Consider the following 16,717-nt stretch of genomic DNA (forward strand, 5'->3'; position numbering starts at 1 on the left):
CGCCCCCTTCCGCTAAGCACCGTCAGGTGTTTTCGCCCCGAACGGGATGACCGCCGGATTGTATTGCGGAGAGAGCGACCCTCCGCCGCGCATTCCCGCCGCGAATGCCGCCACCGCGCCGACGATCACCACGGCGGTCACCACGGCCTTCTCGACGTGGTCCAGGAATTTCATGTCGCTCTCGATCGGCACGTCCATCCGCTTCACCCGCTCGATCTGCTCGGGCGTCATGCCGGAGGGATTCGTGCGCAGCACCGTCGGGCTCTCGGGCGCCGGCGGCACGTTGACCAGCGGTTGTGCCGGCGTGGCCGGAGGCACGTTGACCAGGGGTGCCGACTCCGTGGCCGGAGGCACATTGACCAGCGGCGCCGAGTCGATCTTCGGCGGCTCGTTGATCAGCGGTTTCGACTGCTTCTCCGGCGGAACGTTGACCAGCGGCCCGCTCTTGTCCGGAACCTGGGACTTCGGCAGCGGGAGCACCTTCTCGGGACTCGGCCGCCCCTGGCTGATCTGGTTCTTGTTCGCATTGTCCTGGGCGGTCTCCGGTCGGCCGGGCCCGCCCTTGTTCCCATGGGAATGGTGCGGCTTGTCGTACGGATGGCCGACCTCCACGCCAGGAGGATTCCGCCACTTTCTGGGTGAATTGCTTTTCGTCCTTCGTTGTTCCTGCTTGTACCATCCCTTCTCGTTCTTGGGCGTCTTCCACGACTCTTCGCCGGCCTTCGCGCCAGGCCGGTTCCGTGTCTTGGGGTTGTCGGTGCGCCGCCGCTTGAAGTCGTCTCGGTATTTGCTCCGAGAATCCCCTGGTGCTGTGGTCGCCTTTTTCGCGGCGGTTCCGTCCGGATCGACCATGCCGGTGGGGCGACCGTTCACGTACGCGAAAACATTCGTGCCGTCGACCAGGTCCAGGGGATCGCAGCTCGTCCAGCGCGCGAGCCATGAGGCGTAGAAGCGTTCGCCGTGATAGTGGAGACCGGTCTCCTCGTCGCGCTCCCGGCCCGTATATCGGTACCGCTTCGATGTTTCGAGCCGGTTCCGGGACGCGAGGTAGGCGGTGGTGCCGTACGGGTGGTACTCCTCGTAGGAGATGATCCGGGCGTCGGCGTCGAGTTCCAGGACGGCCGAGCCGAGGTGGTCGCCGAGCTGGAAGCGGACGAGCCGCGCCGGCGACGGATCCGCGCCGGCGAGCTGCGTGCGGCTCTCGATCGTCGCGACGCGCGAGGCGTCGTCCATCAGATGGAGCGTCTCGCGTTCCAGCGTGAGGGAGCCGGCGGTCCGGACCCGGAACACCTCGAAGCCGCCCAGGTAGATCCGCTCTTCGACCAGCCCGGGTGCCTTCTCGCAGACCTTGCGCACGCGCTGCCGGGCGGCGTCGTGGGCGTAGAAGGCCCGTGCGCCGCCCCCGAGGTCCACGCCGCGCAGCCGGTCGTCCTCGTCCCACTCGAGCGACTCCAGGTGAGGCAGCGCGGTCATGTTGCCGTGGGCGTCGTGCCGGTACCTGGCGCTGTATCCGGGCGCGGTCACGTGGTCGGGCAGGTCCTTCGGGTCGCCCGGGAGGCTGGTGGCCATCAGGCGGTTGCCGTCGACGGCGTACTGGTAGCGGCGGTGCCAGACGACCGGGCCGGGTGAGTCGAGGTTGGGGCCCTCGTGGTGGCGCATGCCGAGGATGTTGCCGACGTCGTCGTAGGTGTAGGTCTCGATGTAGTTGCGCAGGGCCTGGCCGTCGTTGGGCAGGGTCCGCACGGTCCAGGCCGCGGGGTCGTGGCCGACCTGCCCGTCTCCGCCGCGGTGTTCCCGGCCGCGGGCCGCGACGAGCCGGTAGACGGCGTCGTAGCGGTACTCGCCGCCGGGGGCCACGACCTGCTGATCGTGGAAGATCAGGTCGTTGGCGCCGTCGCGGATGCCGGTGATGTTGCCGACCGGGTCGTGGTCGTACGTCAGGTCCTGCAGGAGGTCGCCGCCGCGCCGCGTGGTGAGGCGGCGCAGGCGGAACGTGAGCGGGTCGTAGGCGTAGGCGGTCCGGACGCCGTTGCCGTACTCGACGAGCACGCGCTGGCCGCGCGCGTTGTAGTCGATGTTCCCGACGACGTGCTGGGTGGCGCCGCCCGGATCGAGCGGCGTGTCCGGCTCGTCCGGCCGGTCGAGCCAGGCGTCCAGCCGTTCGAGCAGCCCGGCCTCGTTGTAGCCGGGGCGGGTGACGCTGACGGTCGTTCCCGGCCGGTTCGAATGCGGAGCCACGTCCTGGACCGGGCGGTTGAGCGCGTCGTGAACGGTGGCGTCGGTGAACGCCTCCTCATCCAGGAGGGCCTCGGTGGCGGGATCGGACTCCTCCGGCCAGTCGATCTCGGACCGGTGGTCGGCCGGCAGCCTGCGGGTGCCGCGCAGCAGGTTGCCCTTGAAGTCGTACGCCTCGCTGACCAGGACGCCCGCGCCGTCGAAGACCTTGTGCACGCGGCCTCGGTGGTTCGCGCCCTCACCGGCGGCCTCGCCGTAGACGGTCCGCTGGACGCAGCGCTCGTCCGCCGTGTCGGCCACGAAGACGGCCAGGGGCCGGCGCAGCCCGTCGTAGGTCATGCGCCGCCGGAAGCCGCGGCTGTCCCAGGACCGGATCGGCTTGCCGGTCACGTCGGGGAGCGTCCACCGTTCGCCGGAGTCCGGGCTGCGGGTGTGCAGGGGGTTTCCCAGCATGTCGAAGTCGCCGCGCATCACCGCGATGCCGCGGGCGTCGATGACCGCGCGCCGGTTGCCTTCGATGTCCAGGTGCACCCGAGAGGGGAGGTGGCCGCCCGGCCCGTTGTCCGCCACGGTCAGGAACGCCCGTCCGAGGCTGTCGGAGAAGGAGAGTCCGGGCGTCGCCGCGTGATCGGCCGCCTTCTCGGCGGCGTTCCGGGCGGCCGCCCGGTCGGCCGGTGTCGTCCCGTGCGCTCCGCCGATGCGCTGGTCGAACCAGGTCTGCCAGGTGGCGGGACGGTCGGCGAAGTGGCCGCGGACGAGGGCGGCGATGTCCGGGTCGGTCCGGGGATCGAGCCGTACGGTGTCATTGGCGTCCCAGTTCGCCTGCCGCCACGGGTCGAAGACGACCTTCTCGTAGGTGTCGTCGGGCCGCAGCGTGACGACGACACGCCCCACCGGGTCGTGGCAGAACAGCGGTGAGACCCCGGTGTCGGTCAGCTCCCTCTCCTCCTCGCACAGATGGGTGGAGGAGAAGAACGGTTCGTACTGGCGGACCGGGTTGCCCTTGTTGTCGTAGACGGTGCGGCCCTGGCCCACCCACCTGCGGGCGACCGGGGTCACGGCGCCGCCGTCCCGCAACGGGCCGGGCCGGACGTCGCCGGTGGGCCGCGGCGGATCGCCCGCCTCCACTGGGAGGTCGGCGTCACGCACCGGCGCGTCGCCCGGCTCGGCCGGGATCTTGGTCTGCACCTGCCGTCCGAAACCGTCGGAGTAGACGATGACGACCTGGATGCGCACCCCGCCGGGGGGTGCGGGCTGGTCGGCGTGGACCTCCCTGGTCAGCACCGCGGCGAACGGCGGCTGCCCGCAGCGCGCGAAACGGTGCAGGTCGTACACCACCCGGGTGCTCGCGGAGTCGAGCAATGCGGCCGACCGGCCGTGCGGATCGGCCACGAAGGCCTGCAGCGCCGGCAGATCGGGGTCGGTGAACTCCGGGTCGGCGGCGAACGCGGCCAGGGAGTCGCCCAGATTCTGCGCGGCCTTCCCCATGACGGCGGTCGCGGCGACCATCCCCAGGCAGTCGAACGCGGCCTCGCCGCGGTTGCCGTTCGCGTCGGTGACCCGCCGCGGGGCGAGGACCCGGTAGTCGTGTTCGGCGCGGACGGTGTTGCCCACCGGGTCGCGGGTGCGGGCGACCTGCAGGCTGTGGGCGTCGTAGCCCACCACGGTGGCCTCACCGAAGGCGTCGACGAACCGGTGCGGGAGGAAGAAGTGCTCGCGGGCGAAGGACAGCTCTTGCGCGGCGAACGGCTGCTCCTGATCGGGCGTCGCGGGTCCGTCCGGGTGGTGGAAGACGCGGCCGGACGGGATCCACCAGCCCGGGTCGCCGTCGAGCCGGACGTACCCGCCTTCACCGTTCAACAGGTCGGCGGGATCGGCGGGCAGCAGCTCCTGCCCGTCACGGTGGTACACGCCGGTGAGCAGGCCGGGGGTGTAGGCCAGGCGGTAAGACTCGCCGGGCAGCGCCCGCGGCTGGACCTCGCCGGCGCCCAGCAGACCGGTCAGATCGTCCGCGCGGTACCGGGTGCGCACGTGCTCGATCAGCCGCCGGTGCGGACCGGAGGCGGTGATGCCCGCGTGGTCCACGTCCTCGTACGGCAGTTCCCGGCCGGGCGCCGCGGCCTCGTCCAGGCGTGTGCGCAGCTCGTCGAAGGTGAACAGCGGGGTGACCGGACGGCCGGTCTCGCCGAGGCCCGGTGCCGCCGGCGTCATCTGGAGCAGCTCGTAGGTCCGGCTCGCGCACGGCAGCGGGACGCGGTGCGCGCCCGGCGTGTGGACCGGGTTGGTGTAGTCGGTCTCGGTGCAGGTGAGCAGGGGGCGCCGCTGCTTCGCGCGGTCGTCGTCGGTGAGGACCGGATCAGGGTCGGCGACCCGGCGGCCGTAGGCGATCGACACCGCGCGCCGCACGTTCCCGAACACGTCCACGTCCAGCGTCACGGCGTGGGTGACCCGGGGGTCGGCGAACCGGTCGCCGTCCGGTCCGTACAGGGCTCGCTCGTAATGGAACTCGACGCTTTCCCGGGGGTGGGTGAAGAAGACGGCATGCCGGTTGCCGGCGACGCGCGGCTGCAGCAGTTCCACGGTGTGGTTGCGCTCGCTGACGAGATACGGCCGGTCGGCCGCCTCGGTGCCGTCGAGGGCGTAGATCTCCTCCCGCAGCACCGAACCGCGCAGCGCCCGGCACGCTTCCCGCTCCTCCTCCGCGCTCAGCGGCCACGGAGACCGGGATCCGTCCGGCCGGAGCACGGTGTCGGGCAGCAGGGTGTCGGCGAGCAGCATGGCGGCCTGCTCTGCCGTGCCCGGTCCGGAGGCGCCGGGGGCAGGGGCGTCCTCCCGGTAGTACTCGCCGGCGAAATGGCCGCTCATCCGGTCGGTATCGACATGGGCGCCGGTATGGAACCAGGTGCGGGTGAGCACCGGCGGCAGATCGGTGGCGGGGTCCTCGTTGCTGCCCGAGCGGAACCCGAACTTCTCGGTGTCCCATTTCTCGACCATGCCGAAGCCGTGGAACTCGCGTTCGACCCCGTCGAAATGGCCGTGATGGTAGGCGTAGCGGGTGACGAAGCGATTGCCGCTGACGGCGTCGGTGGTCTCGATCCGTTCGACCACGTGCACCGGAAACGGAAGCTTGGTGATCCACGGCTTACCCGCGTACTTGTCCTGGAGATAGAACTTGACGGACGAGGTGTAGTCGATCCGTGTCCGGGCGCCGAGGTTGTTGACCGTCCCGACGAGCAGATGCGGCTTGTGCTCGCCCATGAGATTGACATAGCGCATGCGGCGCCGCGTATCGCCCGGCAGGCGCGACGACCACACCAGGCAGGCGGTGCCGTTGCCGAGAAGGTCGGCGAGCGTGACCGCGGCGAGATTGTCCACCTGCGGAAACGCGTCCAAAGACCGGGGCTCGCTCCAGCCGTTCCCGGACTGGTTGAAGTAGAGCCGCACACCGTCGCCGCCCAGGTAGACGATGTCGGTGGTGCCGCTGCCGTCGATGTCGCCCACTCTGATACGGGCGTGGTCGAACTGGTCCGGACGGTCGAAACGGGGCGCGTTGTCCATGGTGACCTTGGCGCCGAAGCGGCCGTAGCCGAGGTTCGGCCAGTAGCAGACCTCGCCCTCGCGGATGCGCACCAGATCGGTGAGGCCGTCGCCGGACATGTCGCCCAGATAGATGGACTGGGTGCCATCGGCGAAGACCAGGCGCGGACCCGTTTCCTCGTCGAGCGCCCGGGGGACCCGGCGGGCCGGGCCGAAGCCCTGCTCGCCCAGGGAATCGTGCCAGACGAAGGCGTCGTCCTCGGTGATCAGCACATCGGCATTGCCGTCGCCGGTCAGGTCGACGAACCTCAGGTTGGGATCGCGCGTATCGCGGTTGAGGCGAAACGCGAACGGGCGGAAGGGATCCCACCCCCGATCGCCGTCGTGTTCGTACCAGCCGGCCATGGGACCGTCCAGTACCACCACGTCGGGCCGGCCGTCACCGGCCAGGTCCATGAACTGCGCCTGTCCCGTGGCCATGGCGACGTTGGGCTTGCTCGCCGCACGTTCCATCGGCGCGAGTTCGACCTGCCGTGAGCTGATCGGGCTGAGGTTGGCCTTGTAGAACCAGGCGTCGCCCTGCTCACTGAAGACTCCGGGGATGCCCTCGCCGTGCAGGTCGGTCCACTGGTAGACCGAGCCGTCCAGCCCGATCGGCAGATTCTCCAGATCCGAGGGGTCGACGTCGTGCACCGTGTGCTGCACGACGGCCTGGGTGTATTCGTACTCGACCGCCGGCATGCTGCGCCGGAGGTACCCTTCGCCCTTTCGCTGATAGCCGGTCTGGGTGACGGCGCGCAGAAAGGCGTACACGGGCTCGCGCGCGCTCGCGGGAGTCCGTTCAGGGGAGAAGGAGAGGTCGGTGGAGCGCACGAGGCAGTCGTCGCCGACGCCGTCCTCGTGCTCGAAATGATGGAACATCAGCACGCGCCGGCAAAGGCGGCTGGTGCGCACTTCGAAGCCGGCGCGGTAGGAGGAGAACGCGTCTTCGCGATGGCCCCATGGACCGCTGTCGCCCGGTGTCGGGCGGACGGCGTCGTGCTCGCCGTAGTCGAAGACCACCTCGAACATCCACCCGGCGTTCTCGACCTGGCCGTCGGTGAGCACGTCCGGGCGGCCGCCGGAATCGTCGAGCAGTGACCTCCGATTGCCGTAGCGGATGCGCTTGACATAGCGGTTGGTCGTCCGGCGCGGATCGTCGAGAGCGCCGCGGTTGCCCTCGTGGGAATGGGCCGGGTCCACGCCGACGCCGTCGTCTTGCTTGTACTCGTAGACGACGCCGTCGCCCTTGTCGTCGCGGGTTTCACAGATCAACCACGCGAAGATCCGGTGCGGGTCCGCCGGGTCGGCGATACGGGACCGCCGGTCCTTTCCGTAAACGCTGAGGACGTTGTCCTTGGTGAACGTGCGCCAATGCACGTCGCCGTCGGAGTTGCGGGTCCAGCGCTCGATACGGGCCCAGAGCCCTTCGACGCGCGGACGGTACCGATGAACGGCGTGCCCCGGCGCGGTGGTCTCGTCCGCGAAACGGCCACCGTCCGAATCGAGCACCGGGACGAGGTCTTCGGTGCCGGAGAGCAGGAAGACGTCCGACTCCTCGGCGTCACGGTACTGCGGCAGCCCCTTGTCCGTCTGGCGGGAGATCTGCGGGAGGCCGAGCGACCAGCCGAAGCCGAACGGGCCGTTTCCCGCCCCCGAGTCATAGGAGAGGGAGAGTCGCGGTCCGAGGCCGGAACGACCCGGGCTGGTGGCGATGGGAACGGTCGCCGCCCCCGCCCCGGTCACCGGATTGGCCGCGAATTTCTCGCCGATGCCACGAATGGCGCCCCCGCCCTTGGGGAGCGAAATGGTCGGCGATTGTGCGGGCGAGTGCTGTTCGGGCGGGTACTGCGCGGGCGAGGACAGCGCAGGTGGCGCGGATATTTCCGCGTATGCGGGACTTTCGGCCCGGCCGTCTTTCACATGAGGAAGGTGTGCGTTGATGATCTCAACCCCAATCCCCGACCGCCCTGCCGCTCACTATGGGCCGCTTTACCTGCCCTGTAAAGCCGCCGACCGGATATGACACCATGTGGCCACCTGATTTCCGGACATTTATCGCAAGAGGGCTGCGGTCATCCGGCCTTCCGGCGGGGCCGGTCGAGCCGGCGCGTACCGCGGGACCGCCCCAAGGAGGGCCCATCGTTTCGGCATGGGGCGGCCGAACCTCGTCCTCGTGGCCGTAAGGCACCGCGTGGTGGACGAGCCGGAGTCCGGCGTCCCCGTGCAGGCTTGCCTGCCTCACGAGGATCCGAACCGGAGGAAGAACGAATCATGCGTTCTTTCAGCACGACGCTCGCGGCCTTCGGCCTGGCCGCGTCGCTGGTGATGGCGGCCCCGCTCGCCATGGCGGCCGGCAAGCCGCCGGACGCGCGGCCAACGCGCACGCCCTTGGGAAAGTCGAACTTCGCGATCGCCATGGGCGGCCTCCGCGCGGACTCCACCGCGAACTGGGTCCGACTCGGGCAGTACACCTTCTCCGACGATGGAACGGTCTCGGAGCAGTACTGGCAGTGGTCCCAGCTCACGCGCACGGTACGGGTGAGCACGGGCAACGCCGCCGCGGGCTGCACGGAGCGGGACTGCGTCGTGCCGACGGCGGCCGGATGGCAGTCCACCGAAGCGTCCTTGCTACTGGAGGGGCGCTACAGAGTCGACGGGGACAGGCTGCACATCTCCTGGGAGGACGGGCAATGGGAGGACTGGACGCTCACATCCCTGGCGAAGGGCACGCTGGCGGGCGTCGAACTCGAAGGCAACAGCCTGGGCGCCACACACGGTTTCGGCAACGGAAGCAACGTCTCGTGGACGACCCGGGTCCCGGCGGCCAAGGTCGCCGCCGCCGACCACACCGCCTTCACGCACCGGTACTACCTGTGGAAGACCGCGTACTCGGCTGACACCGGCTACACCCCGTACATCGACCATGGCGACGGTGAGCCGTTCTGGGTGACGCACTGGACGCCATGCCGGGATCGGCGCTGCCTGGGGGCCCAGACCCACGCGCCCGACGGCACGGTCCGCACCATGTACTACATCGCGCCGGCCGGCACGTCCGTCGAGAACCGGCGCGACACCCTGTGGCACTGGCGGACGAACCTCGCCGACGCCCGCGGCGAGATCTGCTACACGGGAAACTCCCATGTGAAGCCAATGCTCCAGGTCATCGGCGACGATGGACGCTTCCACGGCTGGGTGGGCGTCGAGGCGTCACTGAACCAGACGACACAGAACGGGACCGCCGACGATGACATCGGCATCTTCCGGATCACCGGCTGAACACTCGCCGGGGGGACTCGGTCAGTGCGGCGCTTGGGCGGTGCCCAGGATGTGGGAATGCGGGGGCACCAAGCGCAGGGGAGCGTAGGAGAACCGGTCGAGCTCCTTGATCTCGAAGCCCGCCGTGCGGATCGCGCCCGCGCTGTCGCGGTTGAGGTGGCAGCCTCCGCTTCCGAGCCGCCAGACCGGCTTGATGAGGTCCTGGAACAGGGCGAGCAGCCGTCGCTCGGACCGCACGTGCTCGAAGAAGTGCAGCTCGCCGCCGGGTCTGAGCACCCGCCGCACCTCGGCCAGCGCCTCGGCGGGGGACGGCAGCGAGCACAGCACGAGGGACAGCACCGCCGCGTCGAAGCCCGCGTCGTCCGCCGGGAGAGCCCCGGCGTGCCCGGGGACGACGCGGACGGGCACCGCGCTGCTCGCCGCCGCGCGCTCGGCGGAGGCGCGGAGCAGGTTCTCGGGCTCGACGGCCACGACCTCGGTGACCCCGCCGGGGTAGTGGGGGAAGTTCAGGCCGTTGCCGGCGCCGATCTCGATGACCCGCCCGGTCAGCCCGGCCAGCGCCCGCTCGCGGTGCCGCGCGGTGCCCCGGGCCTCGGCCTCGCGGCTGACGCGCTCGTACGCGCGCGCGAATCGGGGGTTCTGGAAGTTCGACAGGTCGCTCATGAAACCCTGGTGGGCAGCTGGTCGAAGTACGCCTTCATCGCGGGGTAGTAGGCGTCGAAGTCGGGCTTGGGTGATCCCTCCCGGGCCGCGACGAGCATGTCGAGGTAGTACTCCCAGCCGGGCCCGATCTCGCCGAGGCCGTCCTCGTTCTCGAGGTGCTGCACGAGCTGCAGCAGCGTTGAGCCGCCGGCTTCGGACAGCAGCAGCTCGATCCGCCAGTTTCCGTGCTCGTCGGTCGCCGAGAGGGCCAGCCTCCGCGGCGGCTCGCAGGCGTCGATGCGCATGTCCATCCACGGCGCCTGGTCCTCGTGCACCATCTGCACCTTGATCGAGCCGCCGGGTGCGGCGTCGCCCTCCCACGGTCCGAACCAGCGGGCGGTGCGCTCGGATTCGGTGACGCCGGCCCACACGTCGTCGATGGGCGCGCGGAGCGTCCGGGTGAGGACCAGGTCGCTTCCGTCGCCGGTACGGAAGAGCCGTCCCGTAGGGGTGGGGGTCATGCCGTGTTCTCCTTTGCCTGGTCGGCCGCATAGCCCGCACGATGGTCGCGCCGGGTCCGGTAGACCTCTGTCTCCAGTGCGTCGAGGTGGTGCTCGGCGACGGGGGGCCGGACGAACTGGGCGAGCCAGGCCGCCAGCTCGCCGAGCCGCTCGGTGTCGAGCTCGTAGAGCCGCTGCCTGCCGACGAGTTCGTCGCGCACCAGCCCGCTCTCCCTGAGCACGCGCAGGTGGCGGCTCACGGCCGGCCTGCTGATCTGGAAGCGCCCGGCGATCTGCCCGGCCGAGAGCCGACCCTCGCGCAGCATGACCATGATCTGCCGGCGCACCGGGTCGGCGATCGCTCCCGCCACCTCGTCCACGCGTAGAAGCGTAACATACTGGTTACGTGTTTGCCGGGTGGTGATCAGGCGCCCTGGCCCAGGGCGATGTCGGTGTCGGTGCCGGGGGAGATCGCGGGACCCAGGGCGACATCGGCGCCGTAGCGCTCGTCCAGGAAGATGCGCAGCAGGGCCAGCAGCTCGGCCGCGTCGCCGCTGTAGCGTCCGGAGCCGAGGAGCGCGTCGGCCCGCGCCAGATCGTCGGGGACGGCGTCGGCGAGCGGCCGGTCGAGCAATCGTGCCGCCGCGTCCCGGTACGTCCCGTGCACCTCGATCCGGTCGAGGTCGGCGACGACGAAGCGGGCGCCGGACGGCGTGCTCCAGACCCACCGGGGATCGGGCCGGGATCCGTTCGGCGGCTCCGTCTCCCGCAGGGTCTCCGCGTCGGCGTACACGCCGCCCGACTTGGCCCAGACCCGGCCGTGCGCGGGGAGGGAGGCCAGGCCGGGGCCGCCCTGGCCGTACGTCCGGGACACCTCGGGACGCAGCGCGCCGCCGTCGAGCCGCCAGCCCGTCAGGGTGCCGGAAATGCCCGAGGTGACCAGCCTGGACCGCGACGTGAAGGCCACCCCTTCGGCCCTGTCGCGGATGTCCTCCCCCCGCGCGACCACCGTTCCGGCCTGGACGTCCAGCACCGCGGGGGTCCAGCCGCCCACGGCGACCAGCCCGGTCTCCGGCTCCACGTCCATCGCGAACCCCCACACCTCCGCGAGCCCCAGGGCGCCGAAGGAGAGGGTGTGCCGGGCGCCGTCGTGGGGCGGTGCGAACACGTGGAGGTGGCGGAAGCTCGTGGCGACGAGCGCGCCGCCGGGCGCGAGCGCGACGGCGCAGATCTCGTCGCGGACGTGCCCCTCCTTGCGCGGCGGGTCGATGAGGCACGCGCGTTCACCGCCGGCGTAGCGGACCAGGCTGCCACCCGGAAACCCCACGATCGCGATCACGGCGTCGCCGGTGTGGAGCAGCGTCCGCCACTGCTCCGCGCGGCCCGCGCTCGTGTACGAGGCGACGACCTCGCCCTCGGGCAGGGCGTACTCGATGAGGACGGAGGGGCCGGCGGGGCTCCTCCTGCCCGCGACGGCGAGGCGGGTCCCGTCCGGGGACAGGGCGCACTGCTCGACGACGGCGAGGCCGAGCGCGGGCCGCAGCGGGCTGCGCAGGTCGAGGGTGGACAGCGCCGCCCGGATCCGGTCCGGCGGCATGCGGAGCAGCCGGTCGAACGCCTCGCGCGACAGGCCGGGCGGGCACCACCCGGCGACCGGCCGGAGCGCGGCGAGCGCCTCGGCGGGCGGGAGGTCGCGGGCGAGCCGCCACAGCTCCGGCCACGCCTCCTCGGCGGCCAGCCGCCCGGCCAGGAACCCGCGCTCCCGGACGCTCATCGCCCGCGGCGGCGTGGTGGCCACCAGGACCCGCACCAGGTCCAGTTCGCCCGCGGCGGCGACCGCCGAGCGCATCCGGGAGCGCAGCCCGGCCGACCCGCCCGCGTACGCGGCGGCCAGCAGCGCGCCGTCCGGGTCGGCCGCCCGGTACTCCTCGTACCGCCCGGTGACCAGCAGGCACGCCGCGCGCTCCACCGGGTCGTCGGGGACGAGCCCGCGGTCCGCGCAGGTCCGGATGACGAGCTGCCGCACGTGCTCGGGCGTGCGGTCGTCGAGCGCGCCCCGGCACAGCTCGTCCGGCGGGGCGGTTCCGAGCGCCAGCCGGCTGAGATGCCGCGCCGTGGACGAGTCAGAGCCCGGCGCCTCCCGCCCGATCTCGCGGAGGAACGCCCACAGCCCCGGTACGGGCTCGTCGAGCCAGCCCTGCCAGGCGTGCGCGAGCGTCGCGCGCCCGAGGGTGCGGGGGTTGCGGAGCAGCGCGTCCACAAGTGCCCCGCGTCCCTCGCCCCGCACGCCGCCGAGGGACTGCCACAGGGCGCCGAGCACGGGCTCGGCGGCGCCTTCGCACGCGTGCCGCGCGCCCGCGCGCACGTCCTCGTCGGCGTCGGTGAGGAGCGCGGGCATCGCCCGTTCGGCGCCGTCGGCCCACTCGTCGAGGAGGCGGTCATGCAGGGCCGCGGCCGTCCAGCGCGCGCGGCCGTCGTCGGCGAGCAGGCCGTGCTTGCGTATGACTGCGCGGAGCACGGGGTCCCGGTTCCGTGCCCACACGCGCACGACCCGGTCCCGCGACCAGGCGCGCAGCGGGTGCGCCCGATGTTCCTTCCTGACCGCCACCGCGACGACCAGTGCCAGCTCCGGACCGCGCGCCGCGGCCCGCCGGGCCAGCCTGGCCAGCTGCGGCTCGCCGCCCGGTTCCGAGGCCCGGCGCACGAGCCGCTCGGCCTTCCACTGTCCTATCCCCATGTGGCGCCTCCGGGGCAAAGTATGCGCTGCCGGACACCAACTTATCCACTTACCCCCCGGAATTCCCCATTAACCCCGTTTAGTTTATGTTTTGCGCTTCTGAGAATCCAAGACGAATTATGAAGCGTTCCTTCAACAAAAGCAGGCCCGTCTCCTGACAGCATGTGGACGGGGGCCTTGGCGCGCTTTCGGCCGGGCCGGGGTGATCTGTGGAGGGCGCATGAAGCCACGGGTAACGGTCGTCGTCCCGATTTACAATGTCGCGCCATATCTCGAGGAATGCCTGGACTCCATCGCGGCGCAGACGCTGGGCGACCTGGACGTGGTCATGGTGGACGACGGCTCGACCGACGCGAGCGCCGAGATCGCGGCGGCCCACGCCGCCCGGGACGGCCGGTTCCGCCTGATCCGCCAGGACAACCACGGCCTCGGCCACGCCCGCAACACGGGGGCCCGGGAGGCGCGCGGCGAGTACCTGGCCTTCGTCGACAGCGACGACGTCCTGCCCGGCCACGCCTACGAACTGCTCGTCGGGACGCTGGAGCGCACCGGCTCGGACTTCGCCTCCGGCAACACCCTCCTGCTGACCCCGGCCGGCCTCCTGCAGTCGCCGATGCACCGTCGGCCGATGGGCGCGACCCGGATGCGGACGCACATCACCCGCGATCCGCTCCTGATGTACGACCGGCTGGTCCCGAACAAGGTCTTCCGCCGGAGTTTCTGGCGGCGGCACGGCTTTCGCTTTCCCGAGGGCGTGCTGTACGAGGACATTCCGGTGACCTTGCCGGCGCATTTCCTGGCGTCGGCCGTGGACGTGGTGGACGAGCCCGTCTACCACTGGCGCCGGCGGGACGGCGGCGATCCGTCCATCACCCAGCGCCGTACGGAGATCAAGGCCCTCGACGACCGTTTCGCCGCGGTCGAGGCGGTGCGGGACTTCCTCGGCGCCCGCCCGGGGCACCGCCCGCACAAGAAGGCCTACGAGCAGGTCGCGCTGCGCAGCGACCTGCGGATCTTCCTGAACGTCCTGCCCGAGGGCGACGCGGCGTTCCGGGCCCGCTTCGGCGAGCTCGCCGCCGATTTCCTGCGGCGGGCCGAGCCGGGCGTCCTGGACCGCCTGCCCGCGATCATGAAGCTCAAGTGGCACCTGGTCGGCCGCGGCCTCCTGGACGAGGTGCGGGAGGTCATCGAGTCCGAGCGCGCCGGCGGAAGGATTCCGGTGGCGCGCCGCCTGCACCGCCGCTACGCCAAGTACCCGTTCTGGAAGCGGCGCCGCGGGCTGCGGATCCCGAAGCGGATCTTCCGGCTCCGCGAGGAGCTCGCGATGAGCGCCCGGCTGCACGAGGTGGGGTGGCGGGGCGGCAGGCTGCGGGTGTCCGGCCACGCGTACATCAGATACGTCGGCATGCCGTGGCCCTGGTCCGCGCTCAAGGCCGTCGCCCTGCGGGAGGAGCGCACCGGGCGCACCACGCTGCTGCCGGCCCGGCCCCGGCGGTGCCCGGAGGCCACCGCCGGTTCGCGGCAGGCGCAGTTCAGCTACCACGGCGCCGGCTTCTCCTTCGCCCTGGACCCGAAGCGGCTGCGCGACGGGGACCGCTACGTGGACGGCACCTGGCTCGTGGCGGTCGGGGTCTACGGGCGCGGCGTGTTCCGCCGCGGCGCGCTGGCCGCGGCGGCCTCGGGCAGCGGAGCGCACCCTCCCTGGCACTACGTGGCCGCCGACGTCCGCGTCATCCCGCTGATCACTCGCGGCGGGACGCTGCGGCTGAAGGTGGAGAACGTCCGCGCGAAGGTGACCGGCCACCGCCTTTCCGGGACCGGCCTGGAGGTCTCGGGGACGGTCTGCGCCGGCACCCGGCACGGCGACGCACTCCTGCTCCGGGGCGAGGCGGGCACGGTGGCCCTGACGTGCCCGATCACCACCGCCGCCGAGGCCGCCGGCACGTCCTTCACCGCCCGCATCCCCCTGCGCGACCTGCCGGGGACGGGGAGCGCGGACGAGCAGCCCGGCGAGTCGGCCTGGCGCCTCGAACTGGCCGGCCACGCCGAGGACGAGCCGCTGCGCCTCGTCCTGGACGAGGCTCTCGGCGAGGCGCGCCACGCCGTCCCCGGCCGCGAGGTCATCGTGTCCCGGTGCCGCGAGGGCTACGCGCGGTTGTCCGCCGGGATATCGCGCCCGGTGGTGACCGGCGCCGCCTGGGGACCCGACGGGACCCTCACGATCACAGGGGAGTGCGCGGGGGCCGGCGGGAGCGGCCACGCGATCGTCCTGTCCAGCCGGGAACGCACCGAGCAGCGGGCCTTTCCGATGATCGTCGAGGACGGGCGGTTCCGCGCCGAGCTTCCGGTCACGGCGCTGACCACCCCGGCCGGGGTGCTTCCGCTGCGCGCGGGCAAGTGGATCATGCGGGTCCGGGCCGCCGGCGCGGCCGCCGCGGATCCCATGCCCGCCGCGCGGCCCGGCCCCGGGTTCCGCGACGGGCTGCCGATCGAGTTCGAGAGGGACGGGCGGAGCTACGGCCTGCGGGACAACGGCCCGGACGAGGTGGTGCTGGAGGTCTCGTCCGATCTGCGCCCGGACGAGCGCGGCCCGTACGCCCAGCGCCGCGTACGGGTCCGGCACTACCGGCTCCCGCACGCCCTGCCCAGCCGCCTGGCGCCCCCGCGGCCCGCGGTGCTCTACGACAGCTACAGGGGCAGGCAGTACTCCGACAGTCCGCGCGCCGTCCACGAGGAACTGACCCGGCGCGGCACCGACCTGGAGCACCTGTGGGTCGTCCGCGACGCCCAGGTGGTGGTCCCCGACACGGCCCGCCCGGTGCGGTTGTGGGGCAGGGAGTGGTACGAGGCGCTGGCGCGCAGCCGCTACATCGTCACCAACGCGCACCTGCCGCACTGGTTCCGCCGCCGGGAGGGCCAGGTCGTGCTGCAGACCTGGCACGGCACGCCGCTGAAACGCATCGGCTTCGACATCGGGGAGGTGAAGTTCGCCGACTCCGCCTACCTGGAGAAGCTCGCCGAGGAAGTGCGGCACTGGAGCGGGCTGATCTCGCCGAACCGCTTCAGCACGCCGATCCTGCGCCGCGCCTTCCGGTTCGGCGGCGAGATCATCGAGACCGGGTATCCGCGCAACGACGTCCTCCGCGACCCCGACCGCGACCTGCTGGGGGAGCGGGTGCGGCGCCGCCTCGGGCTGCCCCAGGGCAAGCGCGCGGTGCTCTACGCTCCGACCTGGCGCGACGACAGCTTCTACGGGCCGGGCAGGTACCGGCTCGACCTCCGCCTCGACCTGGAGGCGGCCGCGGCGGCGCTGGGCGGCGACTTCGTCCTGCTGGTGCGCCGCCATCCGAACGTCGTCGACACCGTGCCCGAGACCGGCGACGGCTTCGTCCGCGACGTCTCGGACTACCCGGACATCGCGGAGCTGTTCCTGGCCGCGGACGTGCTGCTCACCGACTACTCGTCGCTGATGTTCGACTACGCCAACACGGGCCGTCCGATGCTGTTCTTCACCTACGACCTGGAGCGGTACCGCGACGAGCTCCGCGGGTTCTACTTCGACTTCGAGGGGGAGGCGCCCGGCCCGCTGCTGGCCACCTCCGACGAGGTGATCGACGCGCTGGGGTCGCTCGACGACGTGGCGCGCGCGCACGCGGGACGCCACCACCGGTTCACCGAGCGGTTCTGCGACCTCGACGACGGCAAGGCGGCCATCCGCGTCGTCGACCGGCTCCTGGGGACCGGCTGA

General features: G+C 71.7%; 7 protein-coding genes. 2 read left to right on the plus strand and 5 right to left on the minus strand.

Annotation, left to right across the window (positions count from 1 at the left end; all coding sequences use genetic code 11):
- Nucleotides 1–12 precede the first annotated feature (12 nt).
- Nucleotides 13–7,557, minus strand: coding sequence for a SpvB/TcaC N-terminal domain-containing protein (locus ACFPZN_RS01540; protein ID WP_378279324.1), 7,545 nt, complete (start codon nucleotides 7,555–7,557; stop codon nucleotides 13–15).
- Between the two features lie 528 nt (nucleotides 7,558–8,085).
- Between ACFPZN_RS01540 and ACFPZN_RS01545 the strand changes: the two genes are divergently transcribed.
- Nucleotides 8,086–9,090 (plus strand): hypothetical protein, encoded by a 1,005-nt coding sequence (locus ACFPZN_RS01545; protein WP_378279326.1) that lies wholly within the window; start codon nucleotides 8,086–8,088, stop codon nucleotides 9,088–9,090.
- Between the two features lie 21 nt (nucleotides 9,091–9,111).
- Here the strand turns inward: ACFPZN_RS01545 and ACFPZN_RS01550 are convergent, their stop codons facing one another.
- The 4 genes from ACFPZN_RS01550 to ACFPZN_RS01565 are packed head-to-tail and all read right to left on the minus strand — an operon-like array spanning nucleotide 9,112 to nucleotide 12,969.
- The gene (locus tag ACFPZN_RS01550; protein WP_378279327.1) at nucleotides 9,112–9,753 is read right to left on the minus strand and encodes a class I SAM-dependent methyltransferase; all 642 of its coding nucleotides are present in this window, start codon (nucleotides 9,751–9,753) and stop codon (nucleotides 9,112–9,114) included.
- Nucleotides 9,750–10,253 (minus strand): SRPBCC family protein, encoded by a 504-nt coding sequence (locus ACFPZN_RS01555; protein ID WP_378279328.1) that lies wholly within the window; start codon nucleotides 10,251–10,253, stop codon nucleotides 9,750–9,752. The genes ACFPZN_RS01550 and ACFPZN_RS01555 overlap by 4 nt, the downstream gene beginning before the upstream one ends.
- Nucleotides 10,250–10,612, minus strand: coding sequence for a metalloregulator ArsR/SmtB family transcription factor (locus ACFPZN_RS01560; RefSeq protein ID WP_378279330.1), 363 nt, complete (start codon nucleotides 10,610–10,612; stop codon nucleotides 10,250–10,252). The genes ACFPZN_RS01555 and ACFPZN_RS01560 overlap by 4 nt, the downstream gene beginning before the upstream one ends.
- A 44-nt stretch (nucleotides 10,613–10,656) precedes the next feature.
- Complete coding sequence (locus tag ACFPZN_RS01565; protein ID WP_378279333.1) at nucleotides 10,657–12,969, minus strand: hypothetical protein; 2,313 nt, start codon at nucleotides 12,967–12,969, stop codon at nucleotides 10,657–10,659.
- Nucleotides 12,970–13,189: 220 nt separating this feature from the next.
- On the opposite strand from ACFPZN_RS01565, the gene ACFPZN_RS01570 reads away from it, so the two are divergent.
- Nucleotides 13,190–16,717 carry a bifunctional glycosyltransferase/CDP-glycerol:glycerophosphate glycerophosphotransferase gene (locus ACFPZN_RS01570; RefSeq protein ID WP_378279335.1) on the plus strand — a complete coding sequence of 1,176 codons (3,528 nt, stop codon included), beginning with the start codon at nucleotides 13,190–13,192 and terminating at the stop codon, nucleotides 16,715–16,717.

It is taken from the genome of Actinomadura rugatobispora (assembly GCF_042656285.1).
Classification (GTDB): Bacteria; Actinomycetota; Actinomycetes; order Streptosporangiales; family Streptosporangiaceae; genus Spirillospora; species Spirillospora rugatobispora.

What these genes read in the sequence shown, in the direction of transcription:
- ACFPZN_RS01565 (WP_378279333.1), bottom strand. Translation starts at nt 12,969, where the DNA reads ATGGGGATAGGACAGTGGAAGGCCGAGCGGCTCGTGCGCCGGGCCTCG.
- ACFPZN_RS01570 (WP_378279335.1), top strand. Translation starts at nt 13,190, where the DNA reads ATGAAGCCACGGGTAACGGTCGTCGTCCCGATTTACAATGTCGCGCCA.
- ACFPZN_RS01555 (WP_378279328.1), bottom strand. Translation starts at nt 10,253, where the DNA reads ATGACCCCCACCCCTACGGGACGGCTCTTCCGTACCGGCGACGGAAGC.
- ACFPZN_RS01550 (WP_378279327.1), bottom strand. Translation starts at nt 9,753, where the DNA reads ATGAGCGACCTGTCGAACTTCCAGAACCCCCGATTCGCGCGCGCGTAC.
- ACFPZN_RS01545 (WP_378279326.1), top strand. Translation starts at nt 8,086, where the DNA reads ATGCGTTCTTTCAGCACGACGCTCGCGGCCTTCGGCCTGGCCGCGTCG.